Raw genomic sequence first — 16051 nt, forward strand, 5'->3', positions numbered from 1 at the left:
GCAAAGAGTGTACCAGGTATTAGCACCACTTTCGCGGTGTTATCCCTGTCTGAAGGGCAGGTTGCTCACGCGTTACTCACCCGTCCGCCGCTAAGCCGCTCAGGAGCAAGCTCCCTCACGGCTCCGCTCGACTTGCATGTGTTAGGCACGCCGCCAGCGTTCATCCTGAGCCAGGATCAAACTCTCCGAATATATCTCGAAAAGTTTTCATCCGAAATTTAGTTACTCGTGAAACTGACGAGTCCGTTTTACGGTGTAGAACATCCTGTTCAGTTTTCAAGGATCTGTTCTTTTCGGTTGATTATAGGCTTCGTATTACTGCGTCATCTGCTCCTTCGTCATCCTCGACGTACCTCCAGTACGCCTCCGGTGACCCCGTCGCAGCTTCCTTGTACTACTCGCCTCTAATCAACCTCAGTATTGTTGCTTTCCTGTTCGAACTTCGTACCTCGAACTTCGAACCTCGTATCAGCGACGTTTGTTATGATATCACATCGGCAGTTATTCTGTCAACTACCATTTTTAATTTTTTTCGCTCGCGGCAGTACTGTCTGCCGGGCGCTTGCTTATATTAACACATCTTAAATTCATCTGTCAACCCCTTTTTATTTGTTTTTATTTTTACCGTGAAATAATATTTTAGATTATTTGGCTTTATGTATTTCTGATCTTCTTCTTTGTTATCCTTTTGACCCTTCTTTACCCTGAGTTGACACTAAAACTTTAGCTATTTCCTCTAACTTAAGTTTCATCTCCTTTTTAAAAAAAGAATAAGCATTAATTCTATATTTGCTTATAGAATTAATGCTTTACTGTAAAATTTTTACTTATTCTTCCTCTTCTTTTACTTTAGCAATCGAAGCCAGTTTTTGCTGTTCCCCAATTTTCATCAACCTGACTCCGGTTGTAGCCCGACCGGCGCGTTTGATCTCATCCACTTTGGTGCGGATCATTATCCCGTCGGTGCTGATGGCCATAATTTCTTCACCCGGTTTGACTACCATCAACCCTACTATCGGTCCTGATTTATCGGTTATATTAGCGGTTTTAATACCTTTTCCACCCCGGGATTGTACACGATATTCTGTCAACGGCGTACGCTTGGCAAAACCGTTTTCCGTTACAGTCAACAGCTCACCGCTATCTTCTACCACATCCAGGGCCACCACAGCATCTTCTTTACTCAGGGTAATACCTCTCACCCCTTTGGCTGTTCGGCCCATAGGTCTTACCTCCTCTTCCGAGAAGCGAATGGCCATTCCCAGCCGGGAACCCAGCACGATTTCCGATTTGCCATTGGTTAGCAGAGCCCCAATCAATTCATCATTTTCTTCTATAGTTAAGGCAACTATCCCATCTTTGCGCCCATGTTTATATTCACTTAAATGAGTTTTCTTTATAATTCCTTTTTTGGTAGCTGTCAGTAAGTAGCAGTCTTCATCAAAACTGCGGCAAGGGATAACGGCCTTGATCATTTCCTCGGGTCCGATATTGATTAAATTGATCAAAGCCGTTCCTTTAGCAGTTCTGCCTGCTTCCGGAACTTCGTGTACCTTGAGTCTATAAATTTTCCCGGCATTGGTCAGGAAGAGCAGATAATGATGGGTATTGGCGATAAATAGATGCTCCACAAAATCCTCTTCCTTGGTACCCATAGCGGTAATACCGCGACCGCCCCGTTTCTGACTCTTGTAGATATCAGCCGGCTGCCGTTTGATATAACCATGATGGGTAATTGTGATTACTACATCTTCTTCTTCGATTAGATCTTCAATATCTATCCTGTTATCCTCATTGGTGATAATTGTCCTTCTTTCATCCCCGTATTTCTCTTTAATTACAGTCAGCTCATCCTTGATGATCTCCAGGACCTTTCTTTCATCTGCCAGAACGCTTTTGTAATAAGCTATTTTTTCCAGTAAATCCTTGTATTCATTTTCCAGCTTTTCTCGTTCCAAACCGGTTAGGCGCTGCAGCCGCATATCCAGAATGGCCTGGGCCTGTTTTTCCGACAAAGCGAACTTCTCCATCAAAGCAGTGCGGGCAATTTCCGTTGTCTGGGAAGAACGAATGGTTTTAATTACCGCATCCAGGTTATTGAGAGCAATCCGCAGGCCTTCCACAATATGGGCACGAGCCTCTGCTTTGGCCAGGTCATATCTGGTCCGACGTACGATTACATCTTTTTGGTGTTCCAGGTAGTAGTGCAGGACCTGAGGTAGATTCAGCACTTTCGGCTCACCGTTGACCAGAGCCAGCATGATGATCCCGAAAGTCTCCTGCAGGGATGTATGTTTGTAAAGCTGGTTAAGGATTACATTGGGGTTGACATCCCGGCGCAGCTCGATAATTATGCGCATCCCGGTACGGTCGGATTCGTCCCTGAGGTCAGTAATGCCATCGATTTTCTTCTCTTTTACCAGATCAGCGATTTTTTCAATTAACTTGGCTTTATTGACCTGGAAAGGAATTTCATAGACCACAATCCGCATTTTGCCGTTATTCATTTTTTCGATTCTGGCCTGGGCGCGGATAGTGATAACTCCTCTACCGGTACGGTAGGCTTCCTCAATTCCCCTGGTTCCGAGAATTTTGGCTCCGGTTGGGAAGTCAGGGCCTTTGATGACTTTCATCAATTCCCTGTAATCGGCATTGGGGTTATCGATTAACATAATTACCCCATCGATAACCTCCCGCAGGTTATGGGGTGGGATTTTGGTAGCCATGCCGACTGCGATACCTTCCGAACCATTGACCAGCAGGTTGGGGATTTTGGATGGTAATACTGTCGGCTCTTTTAGCGTATCATCATAGTTAGGGACAAAATCCACCGTTTCCTTTTCAATATCAGCCAGCATTTCCAGGGCGATTTTGGACAGCCTGGCTTCTGTGTAACGCATGGCTGCAGCGGAATCGCCATCAATAGAACCGAAGTTGCCATGGCCGTCTACCAGAGGGTAGCGGGAGTTGAAATCCTGGGCCATCCGTACCATAGCATCATAGACTGCACTATCACCATGAGGGTGATAACGCCCCAGTACGTCCCCGACCAAACGGGCTGACTTTTTGTAGGGTTTGTCCGGGGTCATGTTCAGCTCATACATAGCGTAAAGAATACGCCGATGTACTGGTTTCAGACCATCCCGGACATCCGGAAGAGCCCGACCGACGATAACGCTCATGGCATAATCAATATAAGATTTGCGCATCTCGTCTTCTATGTTGATGGGCAGAATTTTTCCTGCCACTTCACTCATTCCACTTCCATCCCTTCTCTATTTACTTTAGATATCCAGGTTGCGCACTTCTTTAGCATGTTTTTGAATAAATTCCCGTCTGGGCTCCACTTTGTCCCCCATCAGGATGGTGAAAATTTCATCAGCGGCAGCCGCATCCTCCATGGTAACCTGCAGAATGGTGCGGTTTTCCGGATCCATAGTGGTTTCCCACAGCTGTTCGGGATTCATTTCACCCAGACCCTTATAGCGCTGAATGGTAATGCCATCCCGGCCAATTTGACCGAGTAGCCGCTCCAGCTCCTGATCGGAATAGGTGTAATAATGCTCTTTTCCTTTTTTAACTAAATATAAGGGTGGCTGGGCTATATAAACATAACCGGCATCAATCAGAGGACGCATGTAACGGTAGAAGAAAGTCAATAACAAAGTGCGAATATGGGAACCGTCCACATCAGCGTCAGTCATGATAATAATTCGGTGATAACGGGCTTTGCTGATATCAAATTCATCACTGATACCACAACCCAGGGCAGTGATAATGGCTCGGATTTCCTCATTGGCGAAGATTTTATCCAGACGGGCTTTTTCCACGTTTATAATTTTTCCCCGCAGAGGTAATATAGCCTGGAAGCGCCGGTCCCGACCCTGTTTGGCTGAACCGCCCGCTGAATCCCCTTCTACCAGGTATAATTCACATTCGGCCGGGTCCTTGGAAGAACAGTCGGCCAGTTTGCCAGGCAGGGAAGTAGTTTCCAGAGCATTTTTGCGCCTGGTCAATTCGCGGGCCTTTCTGGCCGCTTCCCGGGCCCGGGCTGCATTTACTGCCTTCTCAATAATCTTTCTGGCGATAGCCGGGTTTTCTTCCAGGAAGGTACCCATCCCTTCGGTTACTACCGCATCTACAATCCCTCTTACTTCCGTATTGCCCAGTTTGGTTTTGGTTTGACCCTCAAACTGGGGTTCCTCTACTTTAACACTGATTACGGCTGTTAGCCCTTCCCGGACATCTTCCCCGGTTAAATTGCCTTCGTTTTCCTTCAGAAGGTTGTGTTTACGGGCATAGTCATTAATAATCCTGGTTAAAGCGGTTTTAAAACCGGCTTCATGGGTACCCCCTTCCGGGGTATTAATATTATTGGCAAAAGAAAAAATCCCTTCGGTGTAACCACTGTTATACTGCAAAGCAACCTCTACCTGTACCCGATCCTTGTTGGCAGCAAAATAGATAACCTGGTCATGCAGAGGGTCCTTGTTTTTGTTCAGGTAAACTACAAAGTCTCTGATCCCGCCTTCATGCTGGTAGACTTCCTCTGCCCCGGTGCGCTCATCCTTCAGGGTAATTTTAACCCCTTGATTGAGAAAGGAAAGCTCCCGCAAACGCTGGGCCAGAGTTTCGTAGTTAAATTCCAGTTCCTCAAAAATCAGGTGGTCAGGCTTGAAGCTAATCTGGGTACCGGTATCCTGACATTCCCCTACAACCAGCAAGTCAGTTACAGGTATACCCCGTTCATACCTTTGTTCATGGATTTTCCCATCCCGTTTAACCCTGGCTATCAGCCATTCGGAAAGGGCGTTTACTACAGAAACACCCACACCATGCAAGCCACCGGAAACTTTATAACCACCGCCACCGAATTTGCCACCGGCATGCAGAACCGTCAGTACTACTTCCACTGCCGGTCTACCGGTTTGCGGATGTATATCTACCGGAATACCCCTGCCGTTATCGGTGACAGTTACACTATTGTCTTTGTGAATCACAACCTCCACATTATCACAAAAACCGGCCAGTGCTTCATCAATACTGTTATCTACTACTTCGTAAACCAGGTGGTGCAATCCCTTCGGTCCAGTAGAGCCAATATACATTCCCGGTCTCTTTCTCACCGGCTCCAGACCTTCTAGCACCTGAATTTGACTAGCAGAATAGGTGTTGCTAGCATTTTGCATCTGGTAATACCTCCAACATTTATTAATACCTCCAAAAAATTATTATAACACAAAAACAGTCCCGGGTCATCCAGGACTGTAGCCAGACCGTTTTCTCAAGGTAGCTGAGGAAATCGGCGACAGGTAAATTTTTTTGTTGGTTATGATAAAGCTTTTAATTTTATTTTCCTCCCCTACCAGTTCAATAAATCCTTCTTCTTCAGCAACCTGCAAAAATTCCTGATTGATTTCCGAAAGCTTTTTCTCATCCTTGTGTAAGTCAATAATGGCAATGACCTCTTTCAACGGAATGACTACATCATTGCCCAGGTGCAGAAACATGCATATTACCCCCTTCGATCCTCCAGGAACCCCCTTGTTTTAACAGAGCTGGTGGCAAATCCTTAATGGAAGTAGTAGTAATAATGGTCTGAATCCGTCCGGAAATAGTTTCAACCAGAATTGCTCGCCGTTCCCGATCCAGTTCCGAAAAGACATCATCCAGTAACAATAAAGGGTATTCCCCTATCTCTCCCTTGATATACTCCAGCTCAGCCAGCTTGAGAGCTAAAGCAGAGGTGCGTTGCTGGCCCTGGGAGCCAAAATGCCGCACCGAAAAGCCATTGATTTTGATTTCCAGGTCATCCCGATGGGGTCCGATCAGAGACTGTCCCCGGCGTTTTTCATCTTCCCTTTTGCTTATTAGCCCCTGCCAGAGGGCCTGTTTTATTTCCTTCTGGCTCATTCCTGATAATTCTATAGTTGTAATATATTTTATTTCCAATTCTTCTCGGCCCTGACTTAACCGGCGCTGGATCAACCGGGCTAACGGGTTTAATTTTTTAATAGCCTCCAGACGTAAATAGATGATTACCGACCCCATCTCCGCCAGCTGTTGATTGAGTACCTCCAGCAGATCCTGGTCAAAGTAGTGCCCTTTTTTGGCTTCTTTAAGTAAATAATTTTTTTGTTTTAATAAATTGACATATTTTTGTAAGGTTAATAGATAAAGGCGATTGGTCTGGGCCAGCTCTGCATCCAGAAAACGGCGGCGTTCCGCTGGTTGTCCTTTAACCAGGGCCAGATGTTCAGGAGCGAACAGCACCACATTGTAATTGCCAATAAAATCACTGGCTTTTTTCTTCACCAGGCCATTGACTTTATAGAGCTTTCTTTTTTGTCCATAAGCCAGTTCAACCAGGAAGGGCCCGCTCTTTTTCTCTCCCTCTACCGCAATCCGGAACCAGGGTTTTTGCCACTGCAAAAGTTCTTGATCATTGCCGCGATAGGAACGGCTAAATGCCCCTACGTAAACAGCTTCCAGTAAATTGGTTTTACCCTGGCCGTTTAGTCCGAAGAGAAAATTCAATTGCGGATGAGGTTCCCATTCCAGCTGCTGATAGTTTCTGAAATTGGTCAATTTAACTTTCCTGATTTGCACCAGCTCACCTCAAATCTACTGCCGCAATGGCAAAAGCAGATACAAATAATTCTCATTTTCCAGGGGGCGAATAATGCCCGGGCTGATGGAGCCTGTTAAATCCATGGTTAATTCTTCACTATCCAAATTGCGCAAAACATCGATGAGATATTTGGTATTGAAAGTGATCTGGGTTTCTTCTCCTTCGAGGTATATGGGAATTTCCTCTTTCAAAGTTCCCACCGAACTGCTGGCAGAATTAACTTCCAGCTGGTACTGTTTAACAATCAATTTAATAGTACTGGTTCCATCCTGGGCCAGCAGGGTTGCCCGTTCGGCTGTTTCCAGCAATTCTCTGGTTTTAACACGAAGTCTTGATTTCCATTGACTAGGAATTACCTGTTTATAGGCCGGGAATTGTCCTTCTATCAAGCGAGAAAACATAATAATGTTGGGCAATTGAATGGCCAGCTGATTCTGGCTGAAGGACAGTTTTACCTCTTCCTCTTCAGGTAACAGACGCAATAATTCATTCATGGTTTTACCGGGAACAATTGCAGAAAACTCTTCCACATTGCCCTGGGACCATTTACCTTTCCGCATCGCTAAACGATGGGTATCAGTAGCTACCAGGGTCAAATTGTCCTGGTAACAATCAAAAAGGATGCCCTGAAAAACCGGGCGGTTATTTTCTACTCCAACAGCGAATATAACCTGCTTTAACATCTGTCTCAGTAATTCCGAGCGAATGGAAAAGACTTTATCGGCTTCAATCTGTGGTATTAAAGGATAGGCTTGCGGATCATAGCCATTGAGCTTGAGCTGGGAATTGCCATACATCACTGTCAGCTGATGGCTCAGTTCATCTACCTTGATTTCAATTTTGGTATCAGGCAGTTTCCTGACCATTTCGGTAAAGTATTTGGCCGGTACCACTACTGCCCCGGAGGTAATAGTTGTGATATTGATAGTAGCTTGAATGGCGATTTCCAGATCAGTAGCAGAAAAAATCAATTTATCATCCACTGTTTCCAGTTTAATACCAGACAAAATTGGCATGGTGGTCTTTGAGGCCACTGCCCGCTGGACTGCAGATACCCCCTGCAGTAATGCTTCACGGCTTGTATAAATATGCATACTGCTGTTGTCCTCCCCATATCATTGTTATCTAATAAAATCAGGAGTAATAGTAGTAGGTGGCGTGAATATGTGGATAAGTCCATTAGTCCTTGATTTTACCGAAAAAAGTTATGCTGTATGGGCTGTGGATAACCTGTAAACTAATTCTGCAAACGACTGATTAATTCCTGCACAATCCCTTTAACTTCTGCATCGGTGTTGATATCATTGGCGATTTTTTCACAGGCATGCAAAACAGTAGTATGGTCTCGACCGCCAAACTCTTCCCCGATTTTAGGTAAGGAAGCATCGGTAAGTTCCCGGCTTAAATACATAGCGATTTGCCGGGGATAAGCAACGGTTCTGGTTCTTTTTTTGGCTTTAAATTCTTCTACTTTTAAATTAAAGTAATCAGCAACTATTTGTTGAATAAGTTCTATTGAAATCTGGCGCGGCCTGCTCTCTGGCAGCAAATCTTTCAGGGCCTCAGAAGCCAGCTCAATGGTAATTTCACCGCTTTTCATGGTAGCATAGGCGATTACCCGGTTTAAAGCTCCTTCCAGCTCGCGGATGTTGGACTGGATTTTGGTGGCGATAAATTGCATCACTTCATCGGAGACATTCAGGTTTTCCATTTGGGCTTTCTTGCGTAAAATAGCGATTCTGGTTTCCAGATCCGGGGGCTGGATATCGGTAATCAGGCCCCATTCAAACCGGGAGCGCAATCTATCTTCCAGAGTGGGAATTTCCTTGGGGGGCCGGTCACTGGAGATAATAATCTGTTTATTGGCACCATGCAGGGCATTGAAAGTATGGAAGAATTCCTCCTGGGTTCGCTCTTTCCCGGCCAGGAACTGAATATCGTCAATTAAAAGAATATCGATACTGCGGTAGCGGTTACGGAATTCTTCCGTATTATCATCTTTAATGGCATTGATCAGTTCATTGGTAAATTTCTCGGAAGATACATACATGACCATGGTGCCCGGATTATGTTCCAGAATATAATGGCCGATGGCATGCATTAGGTGGGTTTTGCCCAGTCCTACTCCCCCGTAAATAAATAAAGGGTTATAAGCTTTGGCCGGAGCTTCAGCTACCGCCAAAGCAGCGGCATGGGCAAAGCGGTTACTGTTGCCGACCACAAAAGTATCAAAAGTATATTTGGGGTTTAACTGGGGAATTTGTAGCTCATCGGGCAGTTTTTTGACAGGGCTTTCGGGTTCTTCGATATTTTCGGTCCGCTCATTTACGACCACAAAACGGACCTGAACGGGATAGCCCAGCAAAAAACTGATGGTTTCATTAATTAAATCGGAATAGCGGCTTTCCAGCCAGTCGCGGGCAAAGACATTGGGAACACCGATTAAAGCTACATTATTGCGGAGATCGATGGGAGTAGTAGATTTTAACCAGGTTTCAAAGGAAGGTTTGGATACTTCTTTAGCGATAATTGCTAGTACTTCGTTCCACAGTTGTGGAAAATCGTGAGCCATTTAAATACCTCCCCGGGAATTTATCCACAATAAATATCAACAAAATTATACACATATCCACAAAGTTATCCACAGAATGTGCATAAACAATAATAGCAGATTTTGCGCAGCCTGACAATCAATTTTCCACAATATTAACAGCCTGTGCAAAAGCTTGTCCACTAATTATCCACAAGTTACTAACAGAGTTATTAAATCCTTGACTTCACCGGATGATTTGATTATAATTCTTGTGGGATTGTGTCTTTTTCAGCATTTCGGCAAGGAGGTGTGTGCTGTGAAACGGACTTATCAACCCAAAAAGCGCTATGTGAAAAAAGTGCACGGGTTTTTGAAAAGAATGTCCACCAAAGCCGGGCGGAATGTCTTGAAACGGCGTCGCATGAAGGGCAGAAAAAGATTAACTCCGTAGTTTAAGGCCGCTTAGGTGGCCTTTTCAATCTATTTAGGCAGAATTTTTTGTCGGCAGATGGCAAATAATAGCACCGGGAGGCCGCTGAAAGATGTCTAAACAGCTGGTGAAAATTAAAAAAAACCGGGAAATCCGGGAAGTATATAGTAAAGGCAAGTCATTTGCTAACCGGCAGCTGGTGCTTTATGTGGCAGGACCCAATCAATCAGGCCGTACCCGGTTTGCTTTCGTAGTCAGTAAAAAACTAGGGAAAGCTCATGTGAGAAATAAAGTGCGCAGACGTTTGCGGGAAATATGCCGATTGGATGCGAAAAATATTGCGGAAGGATATGATCTGGTAATAATCGCCCGACAGGGGGCGCTGGAGGCTGATTACTGGAAATTACGCAATGCAGTCCGTCATTTGCTGAAAAGAGCAGGGTTGATGTCATGAAGAAATTTGCAGTGAAGATAATCATCCGGCTAATTCGATTTTATCAGAAATATCTATCTCCCCTCAAGGGTCCTACTTGCCGTTTTTATCCTTCCTGTTCACAATATAGCATCGAAGCTCTTGCAAAGTACGGATTATGGCGTGGGGGACTGATGGCCGCCAAACGCATTCTTTCATGTCATCCATGGCATCCGGGAGGCTATGACCCGGTAGAATAGCCAGGGGGTTAGGAGGGAAAAAATTTGCAATTTCTAACTAATTTCATGAATTCATTGCTGAACTGGTTTTATCAATTGACAGTTCAAATCGGTTGGCCCAGTTATGGACTGGCAATAATTATTTTTACCATATTAATTAAAGTATTACTTTATCCTCTCACTTTAAAACAAATGAAATCCATTAAAATGACCCAGCTGTTACAGCCTAAGGTTAAAGAAATTCAGGAAAAATACAAAAATGACCCCCAGAAAGCTCAAATTGCCATAATGGAATTATACAAGGAACACGGTGCCAATCCTCTGGCTGGCTGTTTACCGATTTTGATTCAAATGCCAATTTTTATTGCCCTGTACAATGCCTTGCGGAATTTTAAATATCTCAATGCAGCTCATGCTAATTTTCTCTGGGTGCACCTCAGCAGCAAAGACCCCTATTATATACTGCCCATCATTGCAGCAGCGGCCACTTTTGTCCAGCAAAAAATGAGTATGGCGATGAATACATCCACTGATCCGGCCCAGGAAAGCATGCAGAAGACCATGCTCTATGTCATGCCCTTGATGTTTGGCTGGTTTGCCAGTCAGGTACCTTCAGGGCTGGCGTTATATTGGGTAGTGTTTAACCTGGTGGGAATTGTTCAGCAGTATTTTATCAATCGGCAGACTGTGGTATTAAAGGAGGACTCCGTCGGTGAGGAAAGAGTGCGTCAAAAGCGGAAAAACCGTTGAGGAAGCTATTGCCGCCTGTCTGGCTGAATTAAAGGTGGATCGCTCTCAGGTACAGGTGGAAGTATTGCAGGAACCCAGTAAAGGATTTATGGGGCTGTTCAGTAAACAGGCACAGGTAAAAGTAATTTATATTGAAACACCGGTTAACCGGGCGGTCAGCTTCCTGAAGAGCGTTTGTCAGAAATTAGGCTTAAACGTGGAGATTGAGGCTGATGTACAGGGGGAATATGTAACTCTCAATATTACTGGTGAAGATAAAGAAGCCCTGGGTGTATTGATCGGCAGAAGAGGGGATACTCTGGATGCTTTACAATATCTGGTTAACCTGGTGGCCAATAAACAGGCTGATGATCGGCAGAAATTTGTTCTGGATGTAGAAGGTTATCGCAAACGCAGGGAACAGACTTTACAGCGTTTAGCCCTTAAAATGGCGGAAAAAGTCAAGAGATATGGTAAAGAAATCGCTTTAGAACCGATGAGTCCCCAGGAACGGCGTATAATACATACCACACTGCAAAATCATAAATATGTCTATACCACCAGTGAAGGGGAAGAGCCTTACCGTAAAATTGTAATATTTCCTAAAAAATAGTATTTTAAACCCAGTAATTCAAATTACTGGGTTTTTAACTAACCTGGAGGGATAATTTTGGTCAATTTGGAAGATACCATTGCGGCAATAGCTACTGCCCCAGGAGAAGGTGGCATTGGCATTATTCGAGTTAGTGGAGGAGAAGCAAAAAAAATTGTGGATAACTTATTTGTTTCACCGAAGGGGAAAAAAGTTATCCACATGGTTCCTTATCAAATGCTGTACGGTTATATTGTGGATAAAACCGATGGGGCGATGGTAGATGAAGTTTTGGTTGCTTTCATGCAGCGTCCTCATAGCTTTACTGGCGAAGATGTAGTGGAAATCCACAGCCACGGTGGCATGGTAGTTTTGCAGAAAATCCTGGGCCTAGTTTTGAAGGAAGGGGCTCGTCTTGCTGAACCAGGGGAATTCACCAAAAGGGCCTTTATTAATGGCAGAATTGATTTATCCCAGGCGGAAGCAGTAATTGATTTAATCAGAGCGCAGACCGATGCTGCTGCCAAAGTGGCGGCCAATCAGCTGCAGGGGAAGTTAAAGCAACACATTATGGAAATCCGGCAGCAATTATTGCAAGTACTGGCCTATCTGGAAGCGGAAATTGATTTCCCTGATGAGGATATTGAACATTTAACCGGGATCCAGCTAGCAAATAGATTAACACAGATTAGAGAGAGATTAAATGATTTGCTGGCCAGAAGCCGCCAGGGCAAAATTTTACGGGAAGGAATCCGGGTGGTAATAGCCGGAAAACCAAATGTAGGTAAATCCAGTTTATTAAATGCCCTGTTAAGAGACCGCAGGGCCATTGTAACCGATATCCCTGGTACCACCAGAGATGTGATTGAGGAAGTGTTGAACCTGGGCGGAGTGCCGGTGCGGCTGGTGGATACTGCCGGGATCAGAGAGACTAAAGACCTGGTAGAGCAACTGGGAGTGGAAAAAAGCAAGGAGTGGCTGGAAAAAGCAGATGTTGTTTTATTTGTAATCAACAGCGCTACCGGTTTTAACATTGAAGATGCGGAAATTGCCCGTCTATTATCTTCCCGGCATCAGGTTTTATTGATTATTAATAAGCAAGACTTGAAACCGGAATATAAAGGGGAGGACTTGCCCGAGGAATTGCAGCACTGGCCCCGGGTTTATACCAGTCTTTTGCAGGAAGAGGATACCCGTAAAGTGGAACAGGCTCTGCTGGATTTAATCTGGCAGGGAAAAGTGGTACCCAGCCAGGAACTTTTCCTCAGTAATCAGCGCCATATTTCCGCCCTGGAAAAAGCAGCCGGCCAGCTGGAATCGGCTCTAGCAGCTTATCAAGCCGGGATGCCGGCAGACTATTTGTCCATCGATATCAGAGGTGCCTGGGAAACCCTGGGGGAAATTAGCGGAGAAACTGTAGGGGAAGATTTGCTGGATTTGATTTTCTCCCAGTTTTGTATCGGCAAATAGGGATGGTGAAAGTATGTATCGAGCAGGGGAATATGATGTAATTGTGGTTGGAGCCGGTCATGCCGGCTGTGAGGCAGCCCTGGCTGCCGCCCGCATGGGTTGTAAAACTTTGATCATTACCTTGAATCTGGATAATGTGGCTTTAATGCCTTGTAACCCTGCCGTCGGAGGACCGGCCAAAAGCCATCTGGTCAAGGAAATCGATGCTCTTGGAGGCCAAATGGGGCTGGTAACTGACTTGACAGCTATTCAGATGCGTATGCTCAATACCGGTAAAGGACCAGCCGTTTATGCTTTACGGGCTCAAGTAGATAAGAAACAATATCAGAAATCTATGTTACAGGTACTGGAAAACCAGCCGGGGCTGGATATCAAGCAGGCTCTGGTAGAAGAAATACTGGTGGAAGGCGAAAGAGTTAAGGGGATCAAAACTGTGACCGGGGCCTTTTTTGCTGCCCGGGCGGTGGTTTTGACTACCGGTACTTATTTGCGGGGGAGAATTATCATCGGCGATACGGTTTATGAAGGGGGGCCCAATAGTCAGCTGGCTGCTTACAGCTTAACCGATTCCCTGCGCAATTTGGGGATAGAACTGGGCCGTTTCAAAACCGGTACACCTCCGCGCATACACCGGCGGACGGTGGATTTCAGCAAAATGATAGAACAGCCAGGGGATGAGCGGCTCTGGAATTTTTCCTTTATTTCGCCGGTAACGGAACGGGAACAATTGAGTTGCTGGTTGACCTATACTTCAGAAAAAACCCATGAAGTGATTCGCAACAATTTGCATCGCTCTCCCTTATATAGTGGCATTATTGAAGGAGTGGGTCCCAGATATTGTCCCTCAATTGAAGATAAAGTGGTGCGTTTTGCTGACAAACCTGCCCATCAGATTTTTATCGAACCAGAGGGCAGAAATACAGAAGAAATGTATGTCCAGGGCTTTTCCACCAGTTTGCCGGAAGATGTGCAGATCGAAATGCTGCATACTATCCCAGGTCTGGAACGGGCTGAAATTATGCGTCCCGGATATGCCATTGAATATGATTATGTCGTACCAACTCAGCTTAGCCCGGCTCTGGAGGTTAAACATATCCGGGGGCTCTTCTGTGGCGGGCAGATTAATGGTACCTCCGGTTATGAAGAGGCAGCGGCCCAGGGACTCATGGCCGGGATCAATGCGGCTCTCTCCGTCAAGGGGCAGGAACCTTTGATTTTAAAACGTTCTGAGGCCTATATCGGTGTCTTGATCGATGACCTGGTAACAAAAGGGACCAATGAACCTTATCGCATGTTAACTTCCCGGGCTGAATACCGGTTATTATTGCGCCAGGATAATGCTGACCTGAGATTAACAGAAACAGGCCATAAAATCGGTCTGGTGGACGATTACCGCTGGCAGCGTTTTTGTGAAAAGCGGGAACAGGTGGAAAAAGTTAAATCAGAATTAGAGAATATGATAATTACTCCTAAAGAAGAGATTCAGGAAAAACTGGCTGCTTTAAACAGCGCTCCTTTGCGTTCTGGTTTAAGTCTGGCGGAGCTTTTGAAAAGGCCGGAAATCATTTTTGCTAATTTAGGGCTTTTTGGTTATGAAGTAGAAGGGGTTCCGGTTGAAGTAGCAGAACAGGTGGAAATTCAAATCAAGTACCAGGGTTATATTGAAAAACAAATGGAGCAGGTGGAGAGGTTTAATAAACTGGAAAATAAAATATTGCCCGATGATATCGATTACGAAGAAATTCGGGGCCTTTCCGCTGAAGCCCGTCAGAAGTTGAGCAAAATCAGACCTCGTTCTGTAGGTCAGGCTGCTCGTATTTCCGGGGTGTCACCGGCCGATATTTCAATCTTACTGGTTCATCTGGAACAGAGAAAAAGGGTGTTGAATAATTGATGAAAGAAATATTATTAAACTGGTTTTCTCCCGCTGTGACGGAACAACTGGCCAGATATGCCCAATTGCTGGTAGAGTGGAATGAAAAAATCAATTTAACTGCTATCACTGAAGAGAAAGAGATAGCTGTTAAACACTTTTATGATTGCATTTATCCTGCCCGGTTTTTAGATTTAACTCCGGGGTTGAAAGTAATCGATGTTGGCACTGGAGCAGGGTTTCCGGGGCTGGCCCTTAAAATTGCCTATCCGGAATTACAGGTAACCCTGCTGGATTCTTTGCAGAAAAGGACTATTTTTCTGCAGACAGTGATTGATGAGCTGGGGTTAAAGGGGATTGAGGTAATCCATGGCCGGGCGGAGGAAGTGGCCAGGCAAAAGGGCCAGCGGGAAAAATATGATTTGGCGGTATCGAGAGCAGTAGCTGCTTTACCAGTGTTGTTGGAATATACGGCTCCTTTTGTTAAGGTAGGTGGCAGGATTGCGGCCTGGAAAGGCCCTAACTTGCTGGAAGAGAAAGAGAGTGCTCACAAGGCCCTGGTTGTTTTGGGTGCAGACTGGTTAACTCAATATGATTATGAATTACCCTTTGCTATGGGGAAAAGGGCACTGGGAGTAATGCAGAAAATTAGCTCTACCCCTGGCACCTATCCACGTAAGGCAGGTACTCCTGAAAAGCGACCCATCCAGTAGCATAATCGTATTGAGGAAGGCTCTTTGCATGCTTGTTAGCAAAGAGCCTTAATTTTTCATATTACAATTTATAAGGACCAAATAGTTTTAAATCTATCACTTTCATTTTTTCCCTCCACCGTTTATATTCTAGTTATAGGATACCATACAATCGACTAATACGAAGAATATATATTATTTTTTAACCCTTTGATCTGCAGGAAGTATGATTTTTACGTTGAATTTAAGGGAGTGGAGGTATGCAGCAGCTTCAGAAAACTAGACTATAATTGATTGTATTTAAAAACTGAGTCAGAAGCGGTTGCTCTTTATGCCCGGGTATCAGCAAAGTCCGGCAGGGTTTCGGGGAGCTGATCAGGAATGCCAGAGAAACACGAGAAGAACAAATTTAGCATAACTGTGTGCGGGGAGTTTTTTCCGGAGATTTAC

The 16051-nt window shown here is 44.9% G+C and carries 14 protein-coding genes and 1 rRNA gene; 8 read left to right on the forward strand and 7 right to left on the reverse strand.

Annotation, left to right across the window (positions count from 1 at the left end; all coding sequences use genetic code 11):
- The 7 genes from B5D20_RS12400 to dnaA all read right to left on the reverse strand — a co-directional run.
- Positions 1-192, reverse strand: a 16S ribosomal RNA gene (locus B5D20_RS12400); the annotation flags it as partial.
- A 635-nt stretch (positions 193-827) separates the two neighbouring features.
- The gene (gyrA, locus tag B5D20_RS12405; RefSeq protein WP_078666535.1) at positions 828-3257 is read right to left on the reverse strand and encodes a DNA gyrase subunit A; all 2430 of its coding nucleotides are present in this window, start codon (positions 3255-3257) and stop codon (positions 828-830) included.
- A gap of 27 nt (positions 3258-3284) precedes the next feature.
- A complete protein-coding gene (gyrB, locus tag B5D20_RS12410) occupies positions 3285-5189 on the reverse strand; it encodes a DNA topoisomerase (ATP-hydrolyzing) subunit B (protein ID WP_078666536.1) in 1905 nt (634 codons plus the stop codon).
- A 66-nt stretch (positions 5190-5255) separates the two neighbouring features.
- The gene (gene remB / locus B5D20_RS12415; protein ID WP_078666537.1) at positions 5256-5510 is read right to left on the reverse strand and encodes an extracellular matrix regulator RemB; all 255 of its coding nucleotides are present in this window, start codon (positions 5508-5510) and stop codon (positions 5256-5258) included.
- Positions 5488-6609, reverse strand: a complete 1122-nt coding sequence (gene recF, locus B5D20_RS12420) for a DNA replication/repair protein RecF (RefSeq protein WP_159071757.1) — start codon at positions 6607-6609, stop codon at positions 5488-5490. The genes remB and recF overlap by 23 nt, the downstream gene beginning before the upstream one ends.
- A gap of 15 nt (positions 6610-6624) precedes the next feature.
- Positions 6625-7725, reverse strand: a complete 1101-nt coding sequence (gene dnaN, locus B5D20_RS12425; RefSeq protein WP_078666539.1) for a DNA polymerase III subunit beta — start codon at positions 7723-7725, stop codon at positions 6625-6627.
- Between the two features lie 143 nt (positions 7726-7868).
- A complete protein-coding gene (gene dnaA, locus B5D20_RS12430) occupies positions 7869-9203 on the reverse strand; it encodes a chromosomal replication initiator protein DnaA (protein WP_078666540.1) in 1335 nt (444 codons plus the stop codon).
- 277 nt (positions 9204-9480) lie between these two features.
- Here dnaA and rpmH point away from each other — a divergent pair, with 277 nt between their 5' ends.
- From rpmH to rsmG, 8 genes are all read left to right on the forward strand, one after another.
- On the forward strand, positions 9481-9615 hold the full coding sequence (gene rpmH, locus B5D20_RS12435) for a 50S ribosomal protein L34 (protein ID WP_078666541.1): 135 nt from the start codon (positions 9481-9483) through the stop codon (positions 9613-9615).
- 91 nt (positions 9616-9706) lie between these two features.
- Complete coding sequence (gene rnpA, locus B5D20_RS12440) at positions 9707-10048, forward strand: ribonuclease P protein component (RefSeq protein WP_078666542.1); 342 nt, start codon at positions 9707-9709, stop codon at positions 10046-10048.
- Positions 10045-10266, forward strand: a complete 222-nt coding sequence (yidD, locus tag B5D20_RS12445; protein WP_078666543.1) for a membrane protein insertion efficiency factor YidD — start codon at positions 10045-10047, stop codon at positions 10264-10266. The genes rnpA and yidD overlap by 4 nt, the downstream gene beginning before the upstream one ends.
- 45 nt (positions 10267-10311) lie before the next feature.
- Positions 10312-10995: a YidC/Oxa1 family membrane protein insertase gene (locus B5D20_RS12450; RefSeq protein WP_078666547.1), complete on the forward strand. Its 684-nt coding sequence runs from the start codon at positions 10312-10314 to the stop codon at positions 10993-10995.
- Positions 10958-11587, forward strand: a complete 630-nt coding sequence (jag, locus tag B5D20_RS12455) for an RNA-binding cell elongation regulator Jag/EloR (RefSeq protein WP_078666544.1) — start codon at positions 10958-10960, stop codon at positions 11585-11587. The genes B5D20_RS12450 and jag overlap by 38 nt, the downstream gene beginning before the upstream one ends.
- Before the next feature lie 57 nt (positions 11588-11644).
- A complete protein-coding gene (gene mnmE / locus B5D20_RS12460) occupies positions 11645-13036 on the forward strand; it encodes a tRNA uridine-5-carboxymethylaminomethyl(34) synthesis GTPase MnmE (RefSeq protein ID WP_242946654.1) in 1392 nt (463 codons plus the stop codon).
- 13 nt (positions 13037-13049) lie between these two features.
- Positions 13050-14930 (forward strand): tRNA uridine-5-carboxymethylaminomethyl(34) synthesis enzyme MnmG, encoded by a 1881-nt coding sequence (gene mnmG / locus B5D20_RS12465; protein ID WP_078666545.1) that lies wholly within the window; start codon positions 13050-13052, stop codon positions 14928-14930.
- The gene (rsmG, locus tag B5D20_RS12470) at positions 14930-15622 is read left to right on the forward strand and encodes a 16S rRNA (guanine(527)-N(7))-methyltransferase RsmG (protein WP_078666546.1); all 693 of its coding nucleotides are present in this window, start codon (positions 14930-14932) and stop codon (positions 15620-15622) included. Before mnmG ends, rsmG begins: the two co-directional genes overlap by 1 nt.
- Positions 15623-16051: the final 429 nt, after the last annotated feature.

The sequence above is a fragment of the Carboxydocella sporoproducens DSM 16521 genome (assembly GCF_900167165.1).
In the GTDB taxonomy this organism is placed as follows: Bacteria; Bacillota.